Raw genomic sequence first — 22352 nt, forward strand, 5'->3', positions numbered from 1 at the left:
AGGTCCTCGGAGGCTTCAGGGGCTTTCGGGGGGCCGACGGTGGCTGCGGCCGCGGCAGCGACCGCGTACGGCCGGCGGCACCGGACCGGTCAGCAGTGACCGGCCGGCGCGGAGACCGCGCAGTGGTTGCGGGCGAAGGAGTTGGTGGTGCCGGTGTCGGCGTCGACCAGGTCGGCCGGGCCGTTGCCGACCGCGTGGTTCCCGGTGACGAGGTTGCGGGCGTTGGCCACACCGACCACGCTGCGGAAGAGCACGATGCCGCCGGACATCGGCGAGGCGCCGACGTTGTCCCGGACCTCGTTCTCCGTCACCGTGGTGTCCTCGGCGCCGGTGAGCAGGATGCCGGTGCCCTGGATGGCGTCGAGCCGGGGGTTGGGCGGGCAGTACTTGTTGTTGGCGACGACCTCGTTGCGGGCGACGGTGAGCGCGCCGGCCCGCGGGACACCCTCGTCCCCGACGATGAAAACGCCGCCGCAGTTGCCGTGGATCTCGTTCGCCTCGACGCTGAGGTCGCGCAGGCGGCGGACGGTCACGCCGATCCGGTTGTCGGCCAGCAGGTTGCCGCTGACCACGGTGCCGTCGGTGTCGATGGCGCCGCCCTCGCTGTCCACCGTGTTGGCGAGGAAGACGCCGGACTGGCCGTTGCGGCTGGACTCGTTGCCGATGATCACGGCGCGGGTGGACTTCTCCTGGCTGATGCCCTGCTGGCCGTTGTCGTGGACGTGGGTGGCGCGCACGGTCATGCCGGTGGTGGCGCTGGCGTTGATGCCGTTCTTGCGGAAGCCGGTGACGGCCAGCGCCTCGACGGTGATGCCGTCGAGCGGGCGGTCGTCGGAGCCGACGACGCACAGGCCGTGCCCGGCGGTGGCACAGGCGGTGTCGCCGGCGCTGCCGTCGGCGGTGTCGCCGGGAGTGATCACGCTCAGCGGGCCGGAGCCGCGCAGGGTGAGCCCGGCGGTGGCGATCCGCACGCTGCCGCGGTAGGTGCCGGGGAGCAGCTGGACGGTGTCGCCCGGGCGGGCCGCGTCCACGGCCTGCTGAATCGATTCGCCCGGCTGGACGACGTGCACGGCCCCGGCGGCGTGGGCCGGCGACGCGGCGCCGAGGGCGGCCAGGGCGGTGGTGAGGGCGGTCGTGGCGGCGGCAGTGGCCGCGGCGAGGTGGTGGACCCGTCGCGTGGGCATGAGTGGTGACCTGCTTTCTGGCGCGCTCGCGGGGACGCCGGCGCGGGGACGCGGTGTGGGGCGGGGCGGGACGGTGCGTGGTGACGCGGTGTCGGGTGACGCGGCGCATGTGACGCGGTGTGTGCGGGGGACGACGGCCGGTAGGGGCGGCCGACTCGACGCTATGGGCGCACGGGTACCCCCGCCACCAGGGCTGGGCTGCCGGACTGACGGGGCGTCGGCCGGTCGCGTGAGCCGGTCGCCCGGAACCGCCGGCGCGGCCGGCGCACACGGCGGCGCGCCCGGCCGCGGGGTGCGGTCGGGCGCGCAGGACGGAGCGGGGAACGGCCGGGTGGGCGGACGGACGACGGATGGTCAGGACGAGCGGTCAGGGCGAGCAGTCAGGGCGAGCGGCCGGGACGGACGGGTGGGGCGGACGGGTGGTCGGAGGCGGACCGGGAGCGCGGCCAGGTGCCACGCCACCGGGTTCGGCCCGCGCTCGACCTCCCCGGGAGCGACGGCGAGGGCGAGGTCCGGGTAGCTGCGCAGCAGGGTGCCGAAGGCCACCACGGCCTCCTGGTGCGCGAGGGCGGCGCCGATGCAGCGGTGGGCGCCGTGGCCGAAGCCGAGGTGGGCGTCGTGGTGCGGTGCGCCGGCCCGGTGGATGTCGAGCCGTTCGGGGTCGGCGAAGACCCGGGGGTCGTGGTTGGCCCCGGCGAGGATCGGCATCACCGCCTCGCCGCGGCGGATCAGGGTGCCGGCGAGCATCACGTCCTCGGTGGCGTAACGGGGCAGCGCGCCGAGCGTCGGCCCGCACCAGCGCATCAGCTCGTCGACGGCGGCGGGCAGCAGGGCCGGGTCGGCGCGCAGCCGGGCGAGCTGCTCGGGGTGGCCGAGCAGGGCGGCCGTGCCGTTGCCGATCAGGGTGGCGGTCGTCTCGTGCCCGGCCACCACGAGGTTGAGGATCAGGGACACCGCCTCGACCCGGTCGAGGGCGCCGCCCTCGGCGGCGGCGAGCCGGGAGACGAGGTCGTCGCCGGGCTCGGCGCGGCGGCGGTCGATCAGCTCCCCGGCGGCGCCGACCATGGCGCGGAGCGCCTCGTCCAGCCCCGGCCCGGCGCCGCGGCCCAGGTAGGAGCTCCAGGTGCGCCACTGCGGCCGGTCGCCCTCGGGGATGCCGAGCAGCTCGCAGATGACGGTGACCGGCAGCGGGTAGGCGAAGTGCGCGATCAGGTCGACGACGCCGTCCGCGTCGGCGTGCTCGCGCAGGGCGCGGGCGTGCTGCTGCGCGAGCTGCTCGATCCGCGGCCGCAACCGGCCGACGGTGCCGGCCGTGAAGGAGGGGTGGACGAGGCCGCGGAGCCGGCGGTGGTCGGCGCCGTCCGCGTCGAAGACGCCCGCACGCAGGTACTTCTCGCACTCGGGCGGGAGTCCGCGGGCCCGCCAGACCTGCTCGGTGCGGTGGGCGGGCGGGCAGCCGGGCACGTTCTCCGCGTCGTTGACGAAGCGCGGGTCGGCGAGGACGGTCCGGACGTCCTCGTAGCGGGTGACGATCCAGACCGGGTCGACCCCGGGGACGGTGCCGCGGGCCAGCGGGGCGCGTTCGCGGATCCGGGAGAAGGCGGCGAACGGGTCCTGCACGAGGCGTGTGGCGCGCAGGTCCACCGTCTCGACGGGTTCGGCGGTGGTCACGGGCTTCCTCCACGGTTCGCGGGCGGCTCCGGCGCGCGGCTCGTCGCCGGCGCGGGTCCTCGCCGGCGCAGGTCCTCGCCGGCGCAGGCCGTCGCCGCTCCAGCACGGATGGTGGCGGACGCGGGGCGCTCCGGCCCAGGGTCCGGGCCGCGAGTTCACTCGATCGTGGACGGACGGTGGCGGTGGCCGTGCTGTCGTCGGTGCACGTCCGCCGGTCACCGGGGCCCGGACGTTCGCCTGTGCACCGGTGGCCGCGCGGCGCGTGGCATGCTCGGGGCCATGAACACCGCCGCCGCCGTCCCGTCCGCCGCCGTACCGCCGGGCGCCGCGGTACCGCGGGACACCGCTCCGCGCAACCCGGTCGGCGCCCATGTGCCGGTGGCCGCGAAGGGGCTGGCCGGCACGGGGCTGGCGTACGCCCGGCGGGTGGGCGCCGAGGCCGTCCAGGTCTTCGTGGCCAACCCCCGCGGCTGGGCCACTCCCCCGGGCAACCCGGCGCAGGACGCGGAGTTCCGCGCCGCCTGCGCCGAGCAGGGCATCCCGGCGTACGTGCACGCGCCCTACCTGATCAACTTCGGCTCGGACACCGCGGCCACCCGCGAGCGCTCGGCCGCCTCGCTGCGCCACTCGCTGCTCCGCGGCCACGCGATCGGCGCGCTGGGCGTGGTGCTGCACACCGGTTCGGCGGTCGGCTCCGCCCCGGGCGGCGGCTCGCGGCGGGCCGAGGCGATGGCGCAGGTCCGGGCGGACGTCCGGCCGCTGCTGGACGAGCTGGACGCGCTGGGGGACGACGCGCCCTGGCTGCTGCTGGAGCCGACCGCCGGGCAGGGCAGCTCGCTCTGCTCCCGGATGGAGGACCTCGCCGCGTACGTCGACGCGCTGGACGGCCACCCCCGGGTCGGGGTCTGCCTGGACACCTGCCACGCCTTCGCCGCCGGCCACGACCTGGCGGCCCCGGGCGGCGTGCGGGCGGCGCTGGACGCGCTGGTCGCGGCCGCCGGGCCGGGGCGGTTGCGGCTGATCCACGCCAACGACTCGGAGGACGCCGTCGGCGCGCGGAAGGACCGGCACGCCAACATCGGCGCCGGGCAGATCGGCGCGGAGCCGTTCCGCGAGCTGTTCGAGCACCCGGAGACGGCCGGTGTCCCGCTGGTGGTGGAGACGCCGGACCGCAAGCACGGCGGCGACGGCACCGGCCACGCGGCGGACATCGCGATCCTGAAGGAGCTGCGCGGGCGGGCCGCGGTGCCGGCGCAGCGGCCCGAGCCGGGGCGGCGGGCCGCCGGCCGGACCCGGGGCCGACCGGTGACCCCGGCCACGACGGGGGCGGCGAAGCCGACGGCTCAGGCGATGGTGTAGTCGGCGCCGAAGGCCGTCACGGTGAACGGACCGTCCAGGGTGTAGTTGCCGGTGCGGGCGATCCGGCGCAGCGCCTCGACCCGGTCGACGGACTTGCGCCACTCCTCGGCGGTGTCCGGGTTGCCGGGGTTGGTCAGGTCGTCGATGCGGACGTCGAAGAAGGCGTCCAGCCAGACCTGCTCACCGGCCTGCCCCGCGGTGCCGACCTTGCCGTTGGTACGGGCCACCAGCGCGGGCAGCGCGTCGTACTCGGTGCCGTTGCCGTGCTGGATGGAGGCGTCGTAGAGCTCGGCGCGGGCCAGCGCGGTGCTGACGCCGGCCCGGTCGGCCTGGCTCATCGCCGGGCCGAAGTAGCGCTGGTCGACCTGCGCGTCCTGGACCTGCCGGAACGCCCGGTCCTGGGCGGCCTCCTTCCACGCGGCGATGTACTCGCCCTCGGGCAGACCGCCGGTGTCGCCGCTGCCGGCCGCGGCCAGGCGCTCCAGCTCGGGCACGAACCGGGCCAGCGGGTTGTCCGGCACCTGCGCGGTATACGCGCGGACCACCTTGAGGGCATCGCCGTCGTTGGTGGTGAACCCGGCCCGGCCGGCGGTGACGCCGCGGCCGTCGTTGATGTTCTCGGCGTAGCCGTACTGGATCTCGGTGGTGCTGTTCTCGAAGACGCTGATCAGCTGGTCGGCGCGGCGGCGCTGGTCGGGCGAGAGGCCGTCGGCGGCGCCGGCGGAGGGGACGGCGGCGGAGGGGACGGCGGCGAGGCCGAGGGCAACGGCGACGGCGGCCGCGGCACCGGCCAGGAGGGCACGACGGGAGGGTGCGGTGGGGCGCATGGGGTCTCCTCCGAGATTAAGTTAGGAAACTTTCCTAACTTTCGAAAGGAAGCTACGCGCCGGCCGGCCGCGCGTCAACACCCGGACGACCCCGGGCGTCAACGCCCACGACCCCGGCCCCGCGTCCCACCGTCGCGCCGCTCCGGCTGCCGGAGTGGCGCGACGGTGGGAGGCTGGACCGACCGATGCCCGGGGCTGCCGACGACGCCCGGCGGGATCCACCAGACACACCCCCTGGGGGTTGCGATGAGCTCGACCCGGAGACTGGCCGCGCTCCCCTGCGGACGCCGGACCAAGTGGGTGGTGCTGGCCCTGTGGCTGATCCTGCTCGTCGTGGCGGGCCCCCTGGCCGGCAAGCTCACCGACGCCGAGGACAACCAGGCGTCCAGCTGGCTGCCCGGCAACGCCGAATCCACCCAGGTGCTGAACGAGCAACGCGCCTTCCAGCCGGTGGACACCGCCCAGGCCGTCGTGGTCTACCAGCGGGACGGCGGGATCACCCCCGCCGACCGGGTCGAGGCGGCCCGCGACGCCGCCGCCTTCGCCGGCGCCCCGCACGTGGTGGGCCGGGTGACCGGTCCGGTGATCTCCACCGACGGCCAGGCCATGCAGACCATCGTGCCGATCGACATCGGCACCGGCGGCTGGCAGGACCTCCGCCCGGCGGTGGACAGCCTGCGCGCCACCGCCGCCGACCACAGCGACGGCATGACCACCCACGTCACCGGCCCGGCCGGGGTCGGCGCCGACCAGGCCGAGGCGTTCGCCGGCATCGACGGCACACTGCTGACCGCCACCATCGGCGTCGTGATCATCCTGCTGCTACTCACCTACCGCAGCCCCGTGCTCTGGGCCCTGCCGCTGATCTCCGCGGCCGGGGCCCTGGTGGTCTCCCAGGCCGTCATCTACCTGCTGGCGAAGCACTCCGGGCTGACCGTCAACGCCCAGAGCGCGGGCATCCTGATCGTGCTGGTCCTGGGCGCGGGCACGGACTACGCGCTGCTGCTCACCGCCCGCTACCGCGAGGAGCTGCGCCGGCACGAGGACCGGCACGAGGCGATGGCGTACGCGCTGCACCGGGCCGGACCGGCCATCCTGGCCTCCTCGGCCACGGTGATCGCCTCGATGCTCTGCCTGCTCGTCGCCGAGATGAACTCCACCCGGGGCCTCGGCCCGGTCTGCGCGATCGGCGTCCTGGTGGCGCTGGCCGCGATGCTGACGCTGCTGCCGGCGCTGCTGGTGATCGTCGGCCGTTGGGTGTTCTGGCCGGTCAAGCCCGCCTTCGGGACGGCCGAGCCGACGAAGAGCGGCCGCTGGGCGCACGTCGGGGCGTGGATCGGCCGACGGCCGCGCAAGGTCTGGATCGGCACCGCGCTGGCGCTGGGCGCCTGCTGCATCGGGCTGGTCTCGCTCAACGCGACCGGCCTGAGCACCGCCGGCAGCTTCACCGGCACACCGGACTCCGTGGTCGGCCAACAGGTGCTGGAGCAGCACTTCCCCGGCGGGACGGGCGCACCGCTGACCGTGATCAGCACGGCGGGCGGGGTCGAGGCCGTCCGGACGGTGACGCAGGCGACGCCCGGCGTGGCCGGGACGTCGGCGCCGGAGGTCCACGAGGGGCAGGCGCTGTTCCAGGCCACGCTCGCCGACCCGCCGGACAGTCAGGCCGCCAAGGACACCGTGGACCGGGTGCGGACGGCGGTCCACGCCGTCCCGGGCGCGGACGCCCGGGTGGGCGGCAGCACGGCGGTGATCCTGGACGCCGGACGGGCCGCCACGCACGACAACCGCACGATCATCCCGCTGGTCCTGGGCGTGGTGATGGTCATCCTCGCGCTGCTGCTGCGGGCCGTCACCGCGCCGCTGGTGCTCATCGGCACGGTGGTGCTCTCGTACGCGGCCGCGCTCGGGATCAGCGCGTTCTTCTTCGAGCACGTCTTCCACTTCGAGGGCCAGGACAACGCCTTCCCGCTGTTCGTCTTCGTGTTCCTGGTCGCGCTGGGGATCGACTACAACATCTTCCTGATGACCCGGGTGCGGGAGGAGTCCGTCCACCACGGCACCCGGCAGGGCGCGGTGGCGGGGCTCGCGGCGACCGGCGGGGTGATCACCTCGGCCGGGCTGATCCTCGCGAGCACCTTCGCGGTGCTCGGCACCCTGCCGGTGGTGGGCTTCGCCGAGATCGGTTTCGCGGTCGCGCTCGGCGTCCTGCTGGACACCCTGGTGGTGCGGTCGGTCCTGGTCACCGCACTCACCATGGACCTGGACCGGCACCTGTGGTGGCCGAGCAAGTTGTCCAGGCAAGTTCGTTCGCCGGAGGACGAGTTGAGCAGACAGCTTTAAGTTACCAATGAGTTCATATGGTTATCGTCCACCGTCTTGCCGAACGTGGCCGACGACGCGTTCACTGCGGGCATGCCAACTCCCACCACGCTCCGCCGCGGCGCGCGACTGGCCGCCGCCTGTGCCGTCGCCGCCGGCCTGCTCGCCCCGCTGGCCACCGCTGCGACCGCCTCCGCGGCGCCCGCAGCACCCGCCGCAGCACCCGCCACGGCCCCCGCCGTGGCCGCCGGTACGGTGCCCGCACTCAAGGTGCTGAGCTACAACGTCTTCCTGATGAGCAAGAACCTGTACCCCAACTGGGGCCAGGACTACCGGGCCCGGGCCATCGCCGCCGCACCCGTCTTCCAGGGCCAGGACGTGGTCGTCCTCCAGGAGGCCTTCGACAACGCCGCCTCCGACCTGCTCACCTCGCAGGCCTCCGCCGCGTACCCGTACCACACCCCGGTCGTCGGCCGCTCGACCAGCGGCTGGGACGCCACCGGCGGCAGCTTCAGCTCGACCACGCCCGAGGACGGCGGCGTCACGCTGCTCAGCAAGTGGCCGATCCTGCGCAAGGAGCAGTACGTCTTCAAGGACGCCTGCGGCAGCGACTGGTGGTCGAACAAGGGCTTCGTCTACGCCGTGCTGAACGTCAACGGCGTGCGCACCCACGTGATCGGCACCCACCTCCAGTCCACCGACACCGGGTGCTCCGCAGGCCAGCCGGCCGCCGTCCGCGCGGCGCAGCTCAGGACGATGAAGGCGTTCATCGACGGCAAGAACATCCCCGCCGCCGAGCCGGTGGTGATCGCCGGCGACCTCAACATCGACTCGCACGGCACCGAGTACCCCTCGCTGCTGAGCAACGCCAACGTGGCACCGGCCGACACCCGCGACGGCTGGGCCAACTCCTTCGACACCGTCGACAACTCGATCGCCGCGTACCGCTACCCCGGCGAGCCCAAGGAGGACCTCGACTACGTCCTCTACCGCGCCGACCACGCGCGGCCGGCGAGCTACACCAACACGGTGGCCCGCTTCCACAGCTCCCCGTGGACGGTGAGCAGTTGGGGCACCAGCTACACCTACACCGACCTCTCCGACCACTACCCGCTGACGGCGGGCTAGCGGACGGCCGGGCGGCGGGTACCGCGGTTCGGCCGGTACCGCGGTTCAGCCGGTGCCGGTGAAGCGCCGGTACGCCGGTTCGAGGGCGGCCTCCAGGGGCCGCCCCCGGACGGTGATGCCGGACGGCCCCAGCTCGTCGACGGCCGGTGCGACCGGGCCGGCCACCTCGGGGGCGGCCGGCACGCGCCCCTGCCAGAACGTGTCGAGGAGGTCCGCCAGGGGGCGGTCACCGGGTGCGGTCATGGCGGCGGGTCACTCTCCGATCGAGTCGGCGGACAGGGTGAGCAGCTCGCGCAGCCGCTCGGTGGAGAGTTCGGCCAGCCACTGCTCGCCACCGCCGACCACGGCGTCGGCGAGGCTGCGCTTCGCCGCGAGCAGGCCGTCGATTCGCTCCTCGACGGTGCCCACGCAGACCAGCCGCCGCACCTGGACGTCCCGGCGCTGCCCGATCCGGTGGGCCCGGTCGGTGGCCTGGTCCTCGACCGCCGGGTTCCACCAACGGTCGAGGTGGATCACCTGGTTGGCGACGGAGAGGTTGAGACCGGTCCCGCCGGCCCGCAGCGAGAGCAGGAACACCCGCGGCCCGTCCGGCCGTTGGAACTCCTCCACCAGGGCGTCCCGCCGCCCCCGCGGCACGCCGCCGTGCAGGTAGGAGACCTCCTCGCCGAGCCGGTCGCGCAGATAGGGCTGGAGCATGGCGCCGAACTCCGCGTACTGGGTGAAGACCAGTGCGCGGTCCCCCTCGGCCAGGGCCTCCGCCAGCAGCTCAACCAGCCGCTCGACCTTGCCCGAGCGCGCCGCCACGGCCGTTCCGTCGTGCAGGAGTTGGGCCGGGTGGTTGCAGACCTGCTTGAGCCGCCCGATCGCCGTCAGCACCGCCCCCTTGCGCTCCACGCCGCGCGCCCCCTGCAGCCGCTGCCACAGATCGGCGACCACCGCCCGGTACAGGCCCGCCTGTTCGGCGGTGAGGTGGCAGCGGACGGTGAACTCCTGCTTGGCGGGGAGGTCCTGCGCCACCAGCGGGTCGCTCTTGCTCCGGCGCAGCAGAAAGGGGCCGGTCAGCCGCCGGAGCCGGGCCGCCACCTCGGCGTTGCCGGACTGCTCCACCGGGATCGCGAACCGCTCCCTGAAGGACTCCGCGCTGCCGAACAGCCCGGGATTGGCGAACTCCAGCACGGCGTGCAGCTCGGCGAGCCGGTTCTCCACCGGTGTGCCGGTGAGCGCGATCCGGGGGCCGGAGCGCAGTGAGCGCAGCGCCCGGGACTGCCGCGCCGCCGGGTTCTTGATGTGCTGCGCCTCGTCCGCGACGATCCGCCGCCAGCGGACCGGGCGCAGCTCGGCGACGTCCCGCTGGACCAGCCCGTAGGTGGTGATCACCAGGTCGGCGGTCGGGTCGGGCGCGGTGCGGTCGGCGCCGTGGTGGACGTGCACGCGCAGGCCGGGCGCGAACCGGGCCGCCTCCCGCTGCCAGTTGCCGACCAGCGACATCGGGCAGACCAGCAGAGTCGGCCCGGTCGCGCCGCGCTCCTGCTCCAGCGCGAGCAGGGCCAGCGTCTGCACGGTCTTGCCGAGGCCCATGTCGTCCGCCAGGACGGCGCCGAGCCCGAGCCGGCCGAGGGCGTCCAGCCAGGCCAACCCGCGGCGCTGGTACGGGCGGAGTGTCCCGGTGAAGCCGGCGGGCAGTACGACGGACCGGGCGGCCGGGCCGGGCCGGCCCGCCAGCAGCTCGCCGATCGGCCCGGTCGCGTGGACGGCGGTGACGGGCAGCCCGTCCACGGCGGCGCCGTCGTCCACGGCCAGCCGCAGCAGCTCGGCGGGCTCCATCGTGCCGCGCCCGTGCTCGGCCAGGAAGCGGACGGCGACAGCCAGTTGGGCCTGGTCCACCTCGATCCACCGGCCGCGCAGCCGGACCAGGCCCTGCTGGGCCGCCGCCAGCTCGGCCAACTCCTCCTCGGTCAGGACGAGTTCGCCGAGGGAGAGCTGCCACTGGAAGTCCAGCACGGCGTCCCGGTCGATCCGGTCGGTGCGCTCGACCGCAGCGGGTGCGGTCACCGGTGCCGCGGTGAGGGCGAGCCCGAGCCGGGGGCGCCGCTGCCACCACGCCGGGAGCAGCACGCCGAAGCCGGCCCGGGTGAGGGTCGGCGCGGCCTCCCGGAGGAACCGCAGGGCGCCGGCCCGGTCGAGGTCGATGCCGGTCGGGTTGGATCCCAACAGGGCGGCGCGCAGCGGCGGGTGGACGCGGGCGGCACGGTCGAGCTCGGCCAGGAACGCCCCCGTCGGGTCGGCGACGGTCCGGGCGAGAGCGGTGTGGCCGGCCTGCTCGGACCAGAGATCGGCGGCGGGCACGACCAGCGACGGGCGGTCGACGGCCTGGACGAGCAGGTCGAGCCGCCAGGAGTCGGCCGGGCCGGTGGACGCGGGATCGCCCGGGCCGGCGCCGGCGGGGGCGGGGCCGTCCGGGGTGAGGTCGTCGGGTGCCAGTGGCTCGCTCAGGCGCAGGTTGAGCCGGAGCGGGCCGTCCGCGGGGCGGGCGGCGGACCACACGGCGAGCCGCTCGGCCAGTCCGGCCGGCGGTGGGCCGGGGAGCCTGCCGTCGGCGGACCAGAGCACGGCGAGCCAGGGTTCGGCGGGCGGTTCGAGGTCCGCCAGGGCGGTCCGGGCCTCCCGGTCGGCCAGCGTGTCGAGCAGCCGGGCGGCGAGCTCGGCGGCGGCCGGCGTGACAGCAGGGCGCTGCTCACCCCGGTGCTCGGCCCGGCAGACCGGCGGGCAGCCCGCCGCCAGGGCGGCCAGCTCACGGCGGGCCGGAGCGTCCGGCGCCGCCCGCCACCGCGCGTACCACTCCCCCGGCGCCTCCTCGGCGAGCGCCGGCAGCAGCCGCCCGCGGCCGACCAGCCGCCAGGCGAGGTCGTGCACGGCGGACAGCCAGCGCAGCGAGGCGCCGTACCCGAGCTCGACCGACTCCCCGCCGGGGAGCTCGACGGTCGCGCCCGGCCAGTGCGGGTCGTACAGCGCGCCCAGGAGCTGCGCCGCCTCCGCGGCTTCGAACAACAGGGTCGGCACCCGCCACGGGGCGAGTGCGATCCCGCGCGGCGCGGCGCCGACCGGCAGGTCCGGCGAGGGGACGGGCCGGTCCCCCAGGGTGGGCAGCAGCAGGCCCGTCCAGCGTTCCGCCGCCTGCCCGGCCAGCCAGTCCAGCCCCGGACCGATCGCCCCCAGCAGCCGCGCGACCTCCTCCGCGGCACAGGCGAACGGATGGGCACCGCCCCCGGCCCGCCGCGCCGCCGGGCGCCCGCCCAGGTACGCGTCCGCGTCCTCCGCCCAGAGCGCGAGGCGGCCGTCGGCCCGCCAGAGCGCGTGCAGGGCGTACATCGGGAGCCTTCCGAACGGCGGGACAACGGGCCTCCCAGCCTAACCGCGACCCCTGACAGCCGACCGTGCACGCGGCGCGGGCAGTGGCGACGGCGGCACCGCCCACCCCCGCCGCGGGGAGCCGCGCGGCACTCCGCGCCCCACGGCGGCCACGGCCGTACGTCGGCGACGGGTCAGTCAGTCGCGTCTCCGTCTCCGCCGCGCTTCGCGGCCAACCGGCAACCCTCGAACGGATCCGCGTCGACCGCCAGCTCGAAGAAGCCCTCGTCCACGACCCCGACCCGCTCCACCTCGCCGAGGTCCTCGGCCCGGCAGAGAAGACGGCCATCCGCTACGCCGGCTCCGCCCGCGCGCTCCTGCAACAGGCCGCCGAGCAGCAGCACCGGTGAAACCTGTTCGACGGGCCCCTCCCGGGCAGGGATCATGTGTGAGTGCTCTCGACCGAATCAGCAGCCAGTGACCTGCAGGACCGCGCCGTTCTCTGGAGCATCCGCGAGATCCGAGCAAACGAGGTGGTCGGCGCTGCCTGTGACGCGCTCGTTGCCGGACTCGACAGTCCGACACTCAGAATCCTGGCCGCGTGCACACGAGCCGAGGCGGACTACGAGGTCCCCGGAATCCTTCCCGCAGCACTCGACGAACTCGGCCTCACCTTCTATCCGGTGGGCAGCCAGGCCGGCCAGGAAGCCGCCGCGCGAGCACTCGCGATCCGGATGCTGGCCGGCGACCTGACTCCTCGGGAGCTCGCCTTCCGGATCCACCAGCGTTTTGGGCATGAGCTGGACCTGGCTGATCGGCTCGCAGAACTCGACGACGAGTACGACATGCTCGACTACGGTGGCGGCAGAACACCGGCCGAGGTCGACGCCGAGGTCACAGCCGAAGCTCGACGGCTGGCTCAGCACCCTCGCGTTCAGGCCGAACCCACGGACACACCGGCCTGAAGCACACCGATCGACCCGCGAGTTCGGGCTGTTCGAGCCTCAGTGTCGCCGCCCATGTGGGCCTGGTGTGACCTCTGACGGCCGGCCTGACCCGTTGGTGATCCCGAGGTACTACTGCGAAGACACCGAGCATTTCCCGCAGCAAACGCCGATGCTCGACAGTCACCGGATCACCATGAAGACCGTCAGAGGGTGTTCGATACTGTTCCAGGCTGCCGCAGGCGGTTTCGGACGGAGGTACTGCCCGATGCTGTCGGGGCTGGCGGTCAGGCGGGTGGTCATCGAGTTGACCGTGGCCCAGTGGATCGAGCGTGACCGGTCCGGCAGTTCCTCGTAGTCGCGGTGGAGCCGCCGGTATCGGGACATGCTCCCGAAGGTCCGCTCAACCCGCCCGCGGACCGGCTGGACGACGAAGCCCTTCTGCTCGTTGCCCCGGGCCACGACCTCGACATCGATGGGCAGGGCGGCGCCGTGCCTGACGACGGCCTGGTTGCACCCGGTATCCACCCACGCCTCGGTCACGCTCGGCCACCGGTCGGCGAGGACGTCGAGGACCTGCCGACCGCCGGCGGAGTCCTCGACGCCGGTGGCGGTGACCATCAGCAACAGGGGGTCCTGGCCGATTGCCGAGTGATCTTGGCTGCCGGTTTCCCAGGGGCGGGTCCCTACAGGAACGCGTAGGTCCGGTACTCGCCCTGCAGGGATGCGGTGGCTGCCATGGCCACGTCGGCCCGAGGGCCGGCAGCGCATCCCTGGAGGAACTCCGTGACCCGGGGGGCCGCCCATCCTGCTGCGGCAGCAGCGGCCCAGAACCGGAGGCCGTCGTGGGGGTCAAGGGGATCGAGGACGTCGAGGACGTAGTCGATCGTGGCCGAATCCAGAGCGAGTCGCTCCATGGCGACGGCGCGCAGGGCGCCGGCGGCGAGCATCGGCGTGCCGGCCTCCAGGCACCAGCGCAGGGAATGAGGCGTCTCGTCCGGCGTACTCAACCGGATGACGGCGTCACCGAGCGAGGTGTACACCATGGTCGCCTCGAAGGGCCGTTGGGCGAGTTCCCGGACCAAGCCGAGGGCGGGCCGGTGGCCGCACGCCCCGAGGGCCATGACCAGCTGGTACTGGGTCTCCCAGGTACGGGTGTCGCGGACCTCCCGTTGCAGGGCTTCCACCAGCGACGGGCCCGCAGCGGGATCGGCGAGCCGCCGCAGGCGTGCTGCAGCGGAGCGCCGCTTGGGTGAGAGCCGGTGCCCGAGCTGCGCCACAGCTTCATCCAGGGTCAGTGCCATCTCGCGTCCATTCCGGTCGGTTCCACGCCGGTGAAGGGTAGGTCTTCGCACTGACAGGGCAGTCCGCGACGTTACGGCACTGAACGGTCCCGCCGATGGTCAAGATCCTTCGGCAGAGGCCCGCTGCCCGTCAGGCTCGTCTGTCAATCGGTCACGATCGCCTGACAGAGGACACCCTGCTGAGCCGGGACGTCGAAGCACAAGCCCAGGACCACGGCGCGTGGCAGCCCGCCCAGCAGCGGCCGTCGCGGGAAATCGGTGGCGGTGGCCAAGCCCAGGCAGAAGGCTCTCACCGTGACACTTCACGAGAACGAGATCCGCGTGGACGAGACAGTCGTCCGGTCACTGCTGCGGATGCAGCGGCCGGAGTGGGCCGCCCTGCCCGTCTCGCCGGCCGGCGCGGGCACCGACAACAGGATGTACCGGCTCGGCGACCACCTGCTCGTGCGGCTGCCGCGCACCCCGGACAACGCGGAGGCCGTACAGAAGGAGCAGACGTGGCTGCCGCGGCTGGCGCCGCATCTTCCCTGCCGGGTCCCGCAGCCGGTGCACGCCGGCACCCCGACGTCCGCCTTCCCTCTCGCCTGGTCGGTGTACCGCTGGATCGACGGCGAGGAAGCCGGCCCCGGATCGGTCACCGACTGGCCCGCCTTCGGCACCGACCTGGCAGCGATCGTGCGGAGCCTGCACTCCACCCCCCTCATGGGAGCGGCTCGCCGGGGCGAGCTCAGCTGGTACCGCGGAGGTGACCTGCAAGCCTGCGACCGCTGGGTCCGCGGGTGCTTCGACGACTGCGACGCGATCGAGGGCCTCGACCTGGACCTCGCGCACCTGCGGCAGCTGTGGGAGCGCGCGCTCGCCCTGCCCGGGCCGACCGGCCGCCAGGTGTGGCTCCACGGCGATCTCAGGCCCACCAACGTCCTGGTCCAGCAGGGAAAGCTGTACGCGGTCATCGACTTCGGAAGCCTCTCGGTCGGCTTTCCCGATGCCGAACACGCGACGCTGTGGGACCTCCCACCCGGGGCTCGCCAGGCGTACTGGGACGCCGTGGGCCTCGACGACGCGACGTGGCTGCGGGCCCGGGCGTGGGCCATCGCCGTCGCCGTCAGCGGGGTGTCCTCCTACTGGGCCTCGTATCCCGCCTTCGTCCACGCATCCGTGTCGCGGCTCCGCTCGATCCTGGAGGCCGCCGCCGGTCGGTGAACCGGGCCCGCGCCGGGTCCCGAGGCCGCGCCGGGACCCGGACCGGACCGGGCCCGCGCCGGGCCCCGGCGCGGTGCACCCTCGCGCAAGAAATTATGTCGACATCAAGTATCTTGACGTCGAGATTAATGTCCGGCAGGCTGCTCCCCGGACATCGGGGCGAGAGAGGGCACAGCCATGCGACACCACGGGGACGGCCTGCTCGCGCAACTGCGCCGGCCACCGGGCGGGCGGGACGGGCGGATCATGCTGATCGCCCAGTTCCTCGACCGGGCCGGCACCGGCGTGTGGGCCGCCTCCTCGGTGCTGTACTTCACCTTCGTCACCCGGCTGGACGCCCGGCAGGTGGGCCTGCTGCTCGGCGTCGCCGCCGTGGCGGGCATCGCCGGGTCGCCGCTGACCGGGCAGCTGGCGGAGCGGCTCCCGGTGCGACGGCTGCTGATCGGGTGCCACCTGCTGAGGCTGGGCACCATGGGCCTGCTCCTGGTCTGCGACGGCTTCGCCCGGCTGCTGGCCCTGATGGCGCTCACCTGCCTGGCCGAGCGGGGCGCCAAGACGATGGAGATGCTCTTCGCCACCCGGGCCGCCGGTGCGCGGCGCTCCACCTACCAGGCGCTCAGCCGCAGTTCGGCGAACGCCGGGTACGCACTCGGCGCAGGGGTCTCGGCACTCGGCCTGGCCGTCGGGACGGAGAACGCCTACCGGGCACTGATCCTGGCCAACGCCCTCTCCTTCGCCGTCGCGGCGGCCCTGGTGTGGCGGACGAGGGAGCCGCGCTCGACCACCGGGCGCGTCGCGGCGGCGGGCGACGACCCCGGCCCGCGGAGCCGGACGCCGGCCCCCAGCCCCTGGCGGGACGGCGGCTACCTGCGCTTCGTCCTGCTCGACATCCCGATGAACCTCGACGACTCCGTGCTCAACGTCGGCCTACCGCTCTGGCTGGTCAACCACACCACGGCGCCGCACGCCTTCGTCCCGGCGTTCCTGGTGGTCAACACCGTGCTCGTGGTGGTGCTCCAACTCCACATCTCGGCCCGCGCCGAGGGCCCGTACCGCGCGGCGGGCGCCGTCGGGCTGTACGGGGCGGCGATGCTGGCGAGCTGCGTGCTCCTGGCGTTCGGCACCGGCGGCGGAGCCTGGTCCGCCTCGGCGGCGCTGCTGGTCACGGCCATGGTGGTGACGGCCGCCGAACTGATGCGGTCGGTCAGCTCCTGGGAGCTGGCCGTCTCCCTCGCGCCCGACCGGGCCCGGGCCTCCTACCTCGGTGTCGCCGGCATGTCCCAGTCCGTCCAGAAGTCCGCCGGCCCGCTGCTCCTCACCGGCGCGGTGATGCCGGCCGGCCCGGCCGGCTGGCTCACCCTCGGCGCGGTGGTGGCCGGGCTCTCCGTCGTCCAGCGCCGGTCCAGTCTCGGGCGGTTGGCGGCGATGCGGTCGGCCACGGACACGCCGGCGGCCGGTTCCTCCGAGGACCGGACCGGCGAGCGCACGCGCGGAACCGCGCCCACCCCGACCGCCCCGGGGAGGCGGGCGGGGTGAGCGCGGTCGGCTCCGCGGGCCGACAGGCCCGCGGAGCCGGACTCAGCAGTCGTCGCGCTTGTTCGTGAGCTCCACGGTGACGCAGTCCCCGCCGTCGGCATCGGTCAGCACGTACGGACCGGTCACCGGATCGGACGGCAGCTGGTAGCCGTGCGGCGCCGCGGTCTCCCGAAGGTAGTACTGGCCGCTCGCCAGGTGGGTGAACTTGCACGCCCCCGCGGCGGAGGTGGTGCACGCCCCGCCCGTACGGGTGTCGGGGTTCGGGCCACGGGTCTGCAGCCCCGGCGTGCCGTTGCTCTCCCGCCACAGCTCGAACACCCCGCCCGACAGCGGCTTTCCGGACTTGGCGTCCCTCTTCGTCAGGTCGATCGCACCGTCCTTGGGCGGCTCCGGCGTGGGGCAGTCCGCGGCCGTCACCTGCACACCCGCCGCAGCGTTCTCCGCCGTCAGGACCAGCGGACCGAACACCGCCGGCACCGGCAGCTCATAGCCCGCAGGCGCGGCCGTCTCACGCCAGTAGTACGTGCCCACCTCCACCGTCCGCGCACACAGACCACTCACGGCCGTCGTGCACGCCCCACCGACCTGCGTGTCCGGCAACGCACCCGAAGTCTGCAACCCCGGCACATTGTTGCTCTCACGCCACAACTCGAACACCCCGCCCGACAGCGGCTTTCCGGTATCCGCATCCGTCTTCAACACCCGCACCTCACCCGTCACCGGCGGCGTGGGATTCTTCTTGTCGGCGGCCGTCACCTGCACACCCGCCGCAGCGTTCTCCGCCGTCAGCACCAACGGACCGAACACCGCCGGCACCGGCAACTGATAGCCCGCCGGCGCGGCCGTCTCACGCCAGTAGTACGTGCCCACCTCCACCGTCCGCGCACACAGACCACTCACACCCGTCGTGCACGCCCCACCCACCTGCGTATCCGGATTCACACCGGCCGTCTGAAGACCCGGAATCCCATTGGTCTCCTCCCACAACTCGAACACCCCACCCGCCAACACCGCACCCGAATCCGCATCCGTCTTCAACACCCGCACCTCACCCGTCACCGGCGGCGTGGGATTCTTCTTGTCGGCGGCCGTCACCTGCACACCCGCCGCGGCGTTCTCCGCCGTCAACATCAACGGACCGAACACCGCCGGCACCGGCAACTGATAACCCGCCGGCGCGGCCGTCTCACGCCAGTAGTACGTGCCCACCTCCACCGTCCGCGCACACAGGCCACTCACGGCCGTCGTGCACGCCCCACCCACCTGCGTGTCCGGCAACGCACCCGAAGTCTGCAACCCCGGAACGCTGTTGCTCTCACGCCACAACTCGAACACCCCGCCCGCCAACGGCACACCGGTATCCGCATCCGTCTTCAACACCCGCACCTCACCCGTCACCGGGGTGGTGCCGCAGGCCGGCAGATCGCCGTTGAAGGGGTAGGAGTGGAACTCCTGCCCGCCACCGCCCGTCGCGAGGCTGGTGTGGGTGAGCGAACCGGTCGTGAAGAAGCGGCCGTTGATCCCGGAGAGGGTGACGGTGGTCTGCGACGCCGGCTCGCCGAGCAGGAAGCTGCCCTGGAATTGCCCCGTCCCCGCGAGGGTGGCGGTGGTGGCGTCGGGGAAGTTCCACAGCAGGTGGTCGCGGTAGCGGTTGAGCGGGTCGTCGGCGTCGTTGATCGCCCCGCTGTAGGTGTTCAGGGTGCGGGTCGCACCGAGCACGTTGACGAGGATCGTCGCGCCCGTGGGGATGTTCGCGAAGACGATGCCCTGCTGGCCGCCGGTCGGGCCAGTGAGGTCGAAGTCGACGGTGAAGACCTGGAGCGGCGAGCTGCCGTCCCCGGTGAACAGCGTCTGACCGCCCTGGTTGACGGCCGTCCCGGTCGGGGTGCGGGGGACGCCGCCGACCCGGGCGTAGCAGTCGGAGGCGGCCGCGAGCTGGGCCCGCAGCGCGCTGTACGGGGCGACGGCGCCGTCGTCCTGGGTGACGGTGCCGAGCACCGTGCCGCTGACCGGGCCCGCGTGCCGGACCACCCCGCCCTCGGCGGACAGCCGCTGGCCGGTGGCGACGCTGACGCCCCCGCCGGTGGTGAGGAAGTCGGCGCCGTCCGGCGGCGGCACCCGGGAGCCGACGCCGGCGATGCCGACGTTGTAGAGCGCGCTGGCGCCGGCCTCCTTCGCCTGGTCGAAGGCGCCGAGGACGACCGCACGGCCCTCGGTCTCGGCGGCCCGGCCGCGGACGAGGAAGTCACCGCCGACGAAGACGTTGACGCCGTTGTCCCGGCCGGCGAACGGGCCGTTGCCGATCATCGAGGGATAGGGGTCCGGGCAGTCGCCCGGAACGCACGGGCCGAGCCCGCCCGGGAGCGGCGCGGCCGAGGCCTGGACGGCGCCGGGGCCGAGCGCGAGCGCCGGGACGAGCGCCGACACCACCGCGCACGGGAGCGCGAGCGCTCCGACCCGGCGGCGGACGCGGGAGATCAGGGGAGAGAGGGATGCCATGTACGCAGCCTCCGGCAGCCCGGCCACACGCGGTCACCGGTCGGGCACCCGCCTACGCCGAAGCGGTGACCGAGTGCACCCGCACAGACCACCCGTCACCTGACGACCCGGCGCCCCGACCGGCACGCCGGGCCCCGGACCGCCCGGGCCCGCGATCGCCCGGATGGGTCATCTGACAAGCACCGAAAGACCTTTGGCCCTACGTTGCGATGCGAGGGGGCCACCCGTAGGAAAGGCGAACGCTGCCATGGCAGGAAAATTCGAGCTGTACACCGACGGCACCGGCATGCACCGGTTCCGGCTCAAGGCGAGCAACGGGGCGGTCGTGGTGACCGGGGATCCGCAGGAGAGCCGGGACGACTGCATCCGGAGCATCGAGTCGCTGCGCAAGCTCGCGCCGTACGCGGAGCTGACGGAGTCGGTGGCCGGTCCGGCCTGAGCGGCCGGGTGCCCGCCGCGTCCGGCGGGGTAGCAGCGGGAACGCGGGTCGGTGGTGCAAATCGCCGACCCGCGTTCGTTTGTACGACAGATCCCTTTGGCCGCGTGCACGCCGGGCCCGGACAGAACTCTGGCATGCGCGTCGTCATCGTCACCGAATCCTTTCCGCCCGAGGTCAACGGAGTCGCCCACAGCGTGCTGCGGACGGCCGAGCACCTCGTCCGCCGGGGGCACCAGCCGCTCGTCGTCACCCCGGCACCCGCCCGCGGCGCCGACTGCCCGCCGCACACCTTCGGGGCCGGCCCGAGCTCCGCCGAACTGCCGGTCGTCCGGATCCCGTCCGTCCCGCTGCCCGGCTACCCGCAGGTGCGGATCGCCCTGCCGAGCCGGCGGCTCAACGCCACCGTCGCCGGGCACCGGCCCGACCTGGTCCACCTGGCCAGCCCGTTCGTCCTCGGCGCGCGCGGCATGCAGGCGGCCGCCCGGCTGGGCGTGCCGGCCGTCGCCGTCTACCAGACCGACCTGGCCGGCTACGCCCACGCCTACCGGGCCGGGCGCGGGATCGGCGAGGCCGCCGCCTGGCACCGGATCCGCGGCATCCACCGGGCCGCCGTCCGCACCCTCGCGCCGTCCACCCCGGCGGCGCAGGACCTCACCGCGCACGGTGTGCCGCGGGTCCGGCTCTGGCCGCGCGGGGTGGACTCGGCGCGCTTCCACCCGCGCCACAGGGACGAGGCGCTGCACCGGGCGCTCGCTCCCGGCGGGGAGGTGCTGGTCGGCTACGTGGGGCGGCTCGCGCCCGAGAAGCGCGTCGACCTGCTGGCCGCCGCCTCGGCGCTGCCCGGCGTCCGGGTGGTGGTCATCGGCGACGGGCCGTCCGCCGCCGGGCTGAAGGCCTCGATGCCCGGCGCGGTCTTCCTCGGCCGCCGGACGGGCGAGGAACTCGCCCGGTGCTTCGCCACCTTGGACGTGTTCGTGCACACCGGCCCGCTGGAGACGTTCTGCCAGACCATCCAGGAGGCGATGGCCAGCGGCGTCCCGGTGGTCGGACCGGCCGCCGGCGGGCCGCTGGACCTCGTCGCCCACCACCGGACCGGCCTGCTGGTGCCGCCCCGGGACGGCGCCGCCGTCGCCCGGGCGGTGCGGGACCTCGCCGCCGATCCCGCGCTGCGCGCGGCCTACGGGCGCGCCGGGCGGGCGGAGGTGACCGGCCGTAGCTGGGAGGCGGTCGGGGACGCGCTGCTGCAGCACTACGCGGAGGTGCTGGCCGAGCACCGCGGGCTCGCCGTGCCCGTGGCGGCCGACGCCTCCCGGGTGGCGCCGGCGGCCCCGGCCGCGGCCGCTCCCCTCGGGGAGGAGCTGCCCGCATGACCGGGGACGGGAACCCGCTCAGAATCGTCCGGGTGGCCAACTTCGTCACCCCGGTCTCGGGCGGGCTGCGCACCGCACTGCACCACCTCGGCGCCGGGTACCGGGCGGCCGGGCACGTCCCGGTGCTCGTCGTGCCCGGCGAGCGGCGCAGCGAGGAGGAGACCGCGCAGGGCCTGGTGGTCACCCTGCCCGGGCCGGTACTGCCCGGCAGCGGCGGCTACCGGCTGCTCACCGACCGGCCGGCGGTCGCGCACGAGCTGACCAGGCTGGCCCCCGACCGGATCGAGGTCTCGGACCGCACCACCCTGCGCTGGACCGGTGGTTGGGCCCGCCGGCACGGCATCCGCTCGGTGATGGTGTCGCACGAGAGCGCCGCCGGACTGCTCCGCACCTGGGGTCTGCCCGCCCCGTTCGCCGACGCCGCGGCCGACCGGCTCAACGCCCGCACGGCGCGGTCCTACGACAGCGTGGTCTGCACGACGGACTGGGCGGCGGCGGAGTTCCGCCGCCTCGGGGTGCGGAACCTGGCCCGCGCACCGCTCGGCGTGGACCTCACCGCCCTGCGGCCGCCGACCGCCGACGAACGCACCGCCGACCGGGCCCGGTACGCGGAGCCCGGGCAGGTGCTGCTGGTGCTCTGCTCGCGGCTCTCGCCCGAGAAGCACCCCGAACGGGCCGTCGACGCGCTCGCCGTGCTGCGGGCGCGCCAAGTGCCGGCCGTCCTCGTGGTGGCCGGGACGGGACCGCTGCGTGCCCGGCTCGCCGCCCGGGCCGCGCGGCTCCGGCTGCCGGTGCACTTCCTCGGTCACGTCGCCGGGCGGGGCGCCCTGGCCCGGCTGCTCGGCTGCGCCGACGTGGTGCTCGCGCCCGGGCCGGTGGAGACCTTCGGCCTCGCCGCGATGGAGGCGCTCGCCTGTGGCACCCCGGTGGCGGTCAGCCGCTCCTCGGCGCTCCCGGGGCTGGTCGGCCCGGCCGGGGTGGCGGCCGAGGACACCGGGGCCGGCTTCGCCGATGCCGTCCGCACCCTGCTGACCCGCCCCGAGGCCGCCCGCCGCGGCGCGGCCCGGGCGCGGGCCGAGCAGTACGGCTGGCCCGCCGCCGTGGCCGCCTTCCTCGCCGTCCACGGCGGGGCGCCCCCTCGGCGATGACCCCGCCCGGAGTGGGAGGTCGGCCGGGCCGACGTCCCGCGCCGGGCCGACGCCCCGCACCGACGACGTG

The 22352-nt window shown here is 74.5% G+C and carries 18 protein-coding genes; 9 read left to right on the forward strand and 9 right to left on the reverse strand.

Annotated features, from left to right (window positions below; all coding sequences use genetic code 11):
- Positions 1-89: 89 nt before the first annotated feature.
- Positions 90-1184: a nitrous oxide reductase family maturation protein NosD gene (locus tag OH807_RS07615; RefSeq protein ID WP_406195482.1), complete on the reverse strand. Its 1095-nt coding sequence runs from the start codon at positions 1182-1184 to the stop codon at positions 90-92.
- A gap of 354 nt (positions 1185-1538) precedes the next feature.
- Entirely contained in the window at positions 1539-2855 is a 1317-nt protein-coding gene (locus OH807_RS07620; protein ID WP_406195484.1) for a cytochrome P450, read from the reverse strand.
- Between the two features lie 279 nt (positions 2856-3134).
- On the opposite strand from OH807_RS07620, the gene OH807_RS07625 reads away from it, so the two are divergent.
- On the forward strand, positions 3135-4214 hold the full coding sequence (locus OH807_RS07625; protein WP_406195487.1) for a deoxyribonuclease IV: 1080 nt from the start codon (positions 3135-3137) through the stop codon (positions 4212-4214).
- Here OH807_RS07625 and OH807_RS07630 read toward each other — a convergent pair.
- Entirely contained in the window at positions 4199-5041 is an 843-nt protein-coding gene (locus OH807_RS07630; RefSeq protein WP_406195489.1) for a chitosanase, read from the reverse strand. The genes OH807_RS07625 and OH807_RS07630 overlap by 16 nt on opposite strands.
- A gap of 246 nt (positions 5042-5287) precedes the next feature.
- On the opposite strand from OH807_RS07630, the gene OH807_RS07635 reads away from it, so the two are divergent.
- Positions 5288-7384: an MMPL family transporter gene (locus OH807_RS07635; RefSeq protein WP_406195492.1), complete on the forward strand. Its 2097-nt coding sequence runs from the start codon at positions 5288-5290 to the stop codon at positions 7382-7384.
- A gap of 72 nt (positions 7385-7456) precedes the next feature.
- Positions 7457-8491 (forward strand): sphingomyelin phosphodiesterase, encoded by a 1035-nt coding sequence (gene sph / locus OH807_RS07640; RefSeq protein ID WP_406195495.1) that lies wholly within the window; start codon positions 7457-7459, stop codon positions 8489-8491.
- 45 nt (positions 8492-8536) lie between these two features.
- On the opposite strand, the gene OH807_RS07645 is transcribed toward sph, so the two are convergent.
- The 3 genes from OH807_RS07645 to OH807_RS07655 all read right to left on the reverse strand — a co-directional run bounded on the left by OH807_RS07645 (position 8537) and on the right by OH807_RS07655 (position 12285).
- Positions 8537-8734 carry a hypothetical protein gene (locus OH807_RS07645; RefSeq protein WP_406195499.1) on the reverse strand — a complete coding sequence of 66 codons (198 nt, stop codon included), beginning with the start codon at positions 8732-8734 and terminating at the stop codon, positions 8537-8539.
- Positions 8735-8743: 9 nt separating this feature from the next.
- On the reverse strand, positions 8744-11860 hold the full coding sequence (locus OH807_RS07650; protein ID WP_406195502.1) for a DEAD/DEAH box helicase: 3117 nt from the start codon (positions 11858-11860) through the stop codon (positions 8744-8746).
- 173 nt (positions 11861-12033) lie between these two features.
- A complete protein-coding gene (locus OH807_RS07655) occupies positions 12034-12285 on the reverse strand; it encodes a hypothetical protein (protein WP_406195505.1) in 252 nt (83 codons plus the stop codon).
- 6 nt (positions 12286-12291) lie between these two features.
- Between OH807_RS07655 and OH807_RS07660 the strand changes: the two genes are divergently transcribed.
- Positions 12292-12804, forward strand: a complete 513-nt coding sequence (locus OH807_RS07660) for a hypothetical protein (RefSeq protein ID WP_406195508.1) — start codon at positions 12292-12294, stop codon at positions 12802-12804.
- A 162-nt stretch (positions 12805-12966) separates the two neighbouring features.
- Here the strand turns inward: OH807_RS07660 and OH807_RS07665 are convergent, their stop codons facing one another.
- Positions 12967-13404 carry a hypothetical protein gene (locus OH807_RS07665; protein ID WP_406195511.1) on the reverse strand — a complete coding sequence of 146 codons (438 nt, stop codon included), beginning with the start codon at positions 13402-13404 and terminating at the stop codon, positions 12967-12969.
- A gap of 65 nt (positions 13405-13469) precedes the next feature.
- Complete coding sequence (locus OH807_RS07670) at positions 13470-14087, reverse strand: HEAT repeat domain-containing protein (RefSeq protein WP_406195514.1); 618 nt, start codon at positions 14085-14087, stop codon at positions 13470-13472.
- A gap of 294 nt (positions 14088-14381) precedes the next feature.
- On the opposite strand from OH807_RS07670, the gene OH807_RS07675 reads away from it, so the two are divergent.
- On the forward strand, positions 14382-15290 hold the full coding sequence (locus OH807_RS07675) for an aminoglycoside phosphotransferase family protein (protein ID WP_406195517.1): 909 nt from the start codon (positions 14382-14384) through the stop codon (positions 15288-15290).
- Positions 15291-15467: 177 nt separating this feature from the next.
- On the forward strand, positions 15468-16826 hold the full coding sequence (locus OH807_RS07680) for an MFS transporter (protein ID WP_406195520.1): 1359 nt from the start codon (positions 15468-15470) through the stop codon (positions 16824-16826).
- A gap of 42 nt (positions 16827-16868) precedes the next feature.
- On the opposite strand, the gene OH807_RS07685 is transcribed toward OH807_RS07680, so the two are convergent.
- Positions 16869-19325 carry a choice-of-anchor A family protein gene (locus OH807_RS07685; protein ID WP_406195523.1) on the reverse strand — a complete coding sequence of 819 codons (2457 nt, stop codon included), beginning with the start codon at positions 19323-19325 and terminating at the stop codon, positions 16869-16871.
- 247 nt (positions 19326-19572) lie between these two features.
- On the opposite strand from OH807_RS07685, the gene OH807_RS07690 reads away from it, so the two are divergent.
- The 3 genes from OH807_RS07690 (at position 19573) to OH807_RS07700 (ending at position 22282) form a co-directional block, all read left to right on the forward strand.
- Positions 19573-19764 (forward strand): YegP family protein, encoded by a 192-nt coding sequence (locus tag OH807_RS07690; protein WP_406195526.1) that lies wholly within the window; start codon positions 19573-19575, stop codon positions 19762-19764.
- A 134-nt stretch (positions 19765-19898) separates the two neighbouring features.
- Positions 19899-21134, forward strand: coding sequence for a glycosyltransferase family 4 protein (locus tag OH807_RS07695; RefSeq protein ID WP_406195529.1), 1236 nt, complete (start codon positions 19899-19901; stop codon positions 21132-21134).
- Positions 21131-22282, forward strand: a complete 1152-nt coding sequence (locus tag OH807_RS07700; RefSeq protein ID WP_406195532.1) for a glycosyltransferase — start codon at positions 21131-21133, stop codon at positions 22280-22282. The genes OH807_RS07695 and OH807_RS07700 overlap by 4 nt, the downstream gene beginning before the upstream one ends.
- Positions 22283-22352 lie beyond the last annotated feature (70 nt).

It is taken from the genome of Kitasatospora sp. NBC_01560 (assembly GCF_045208415.1).
GTDB lineage: Bacteria > Actinomycetota > Actinomycetes > Streptomycetales > Streptomycetaceae > Kitasatospora.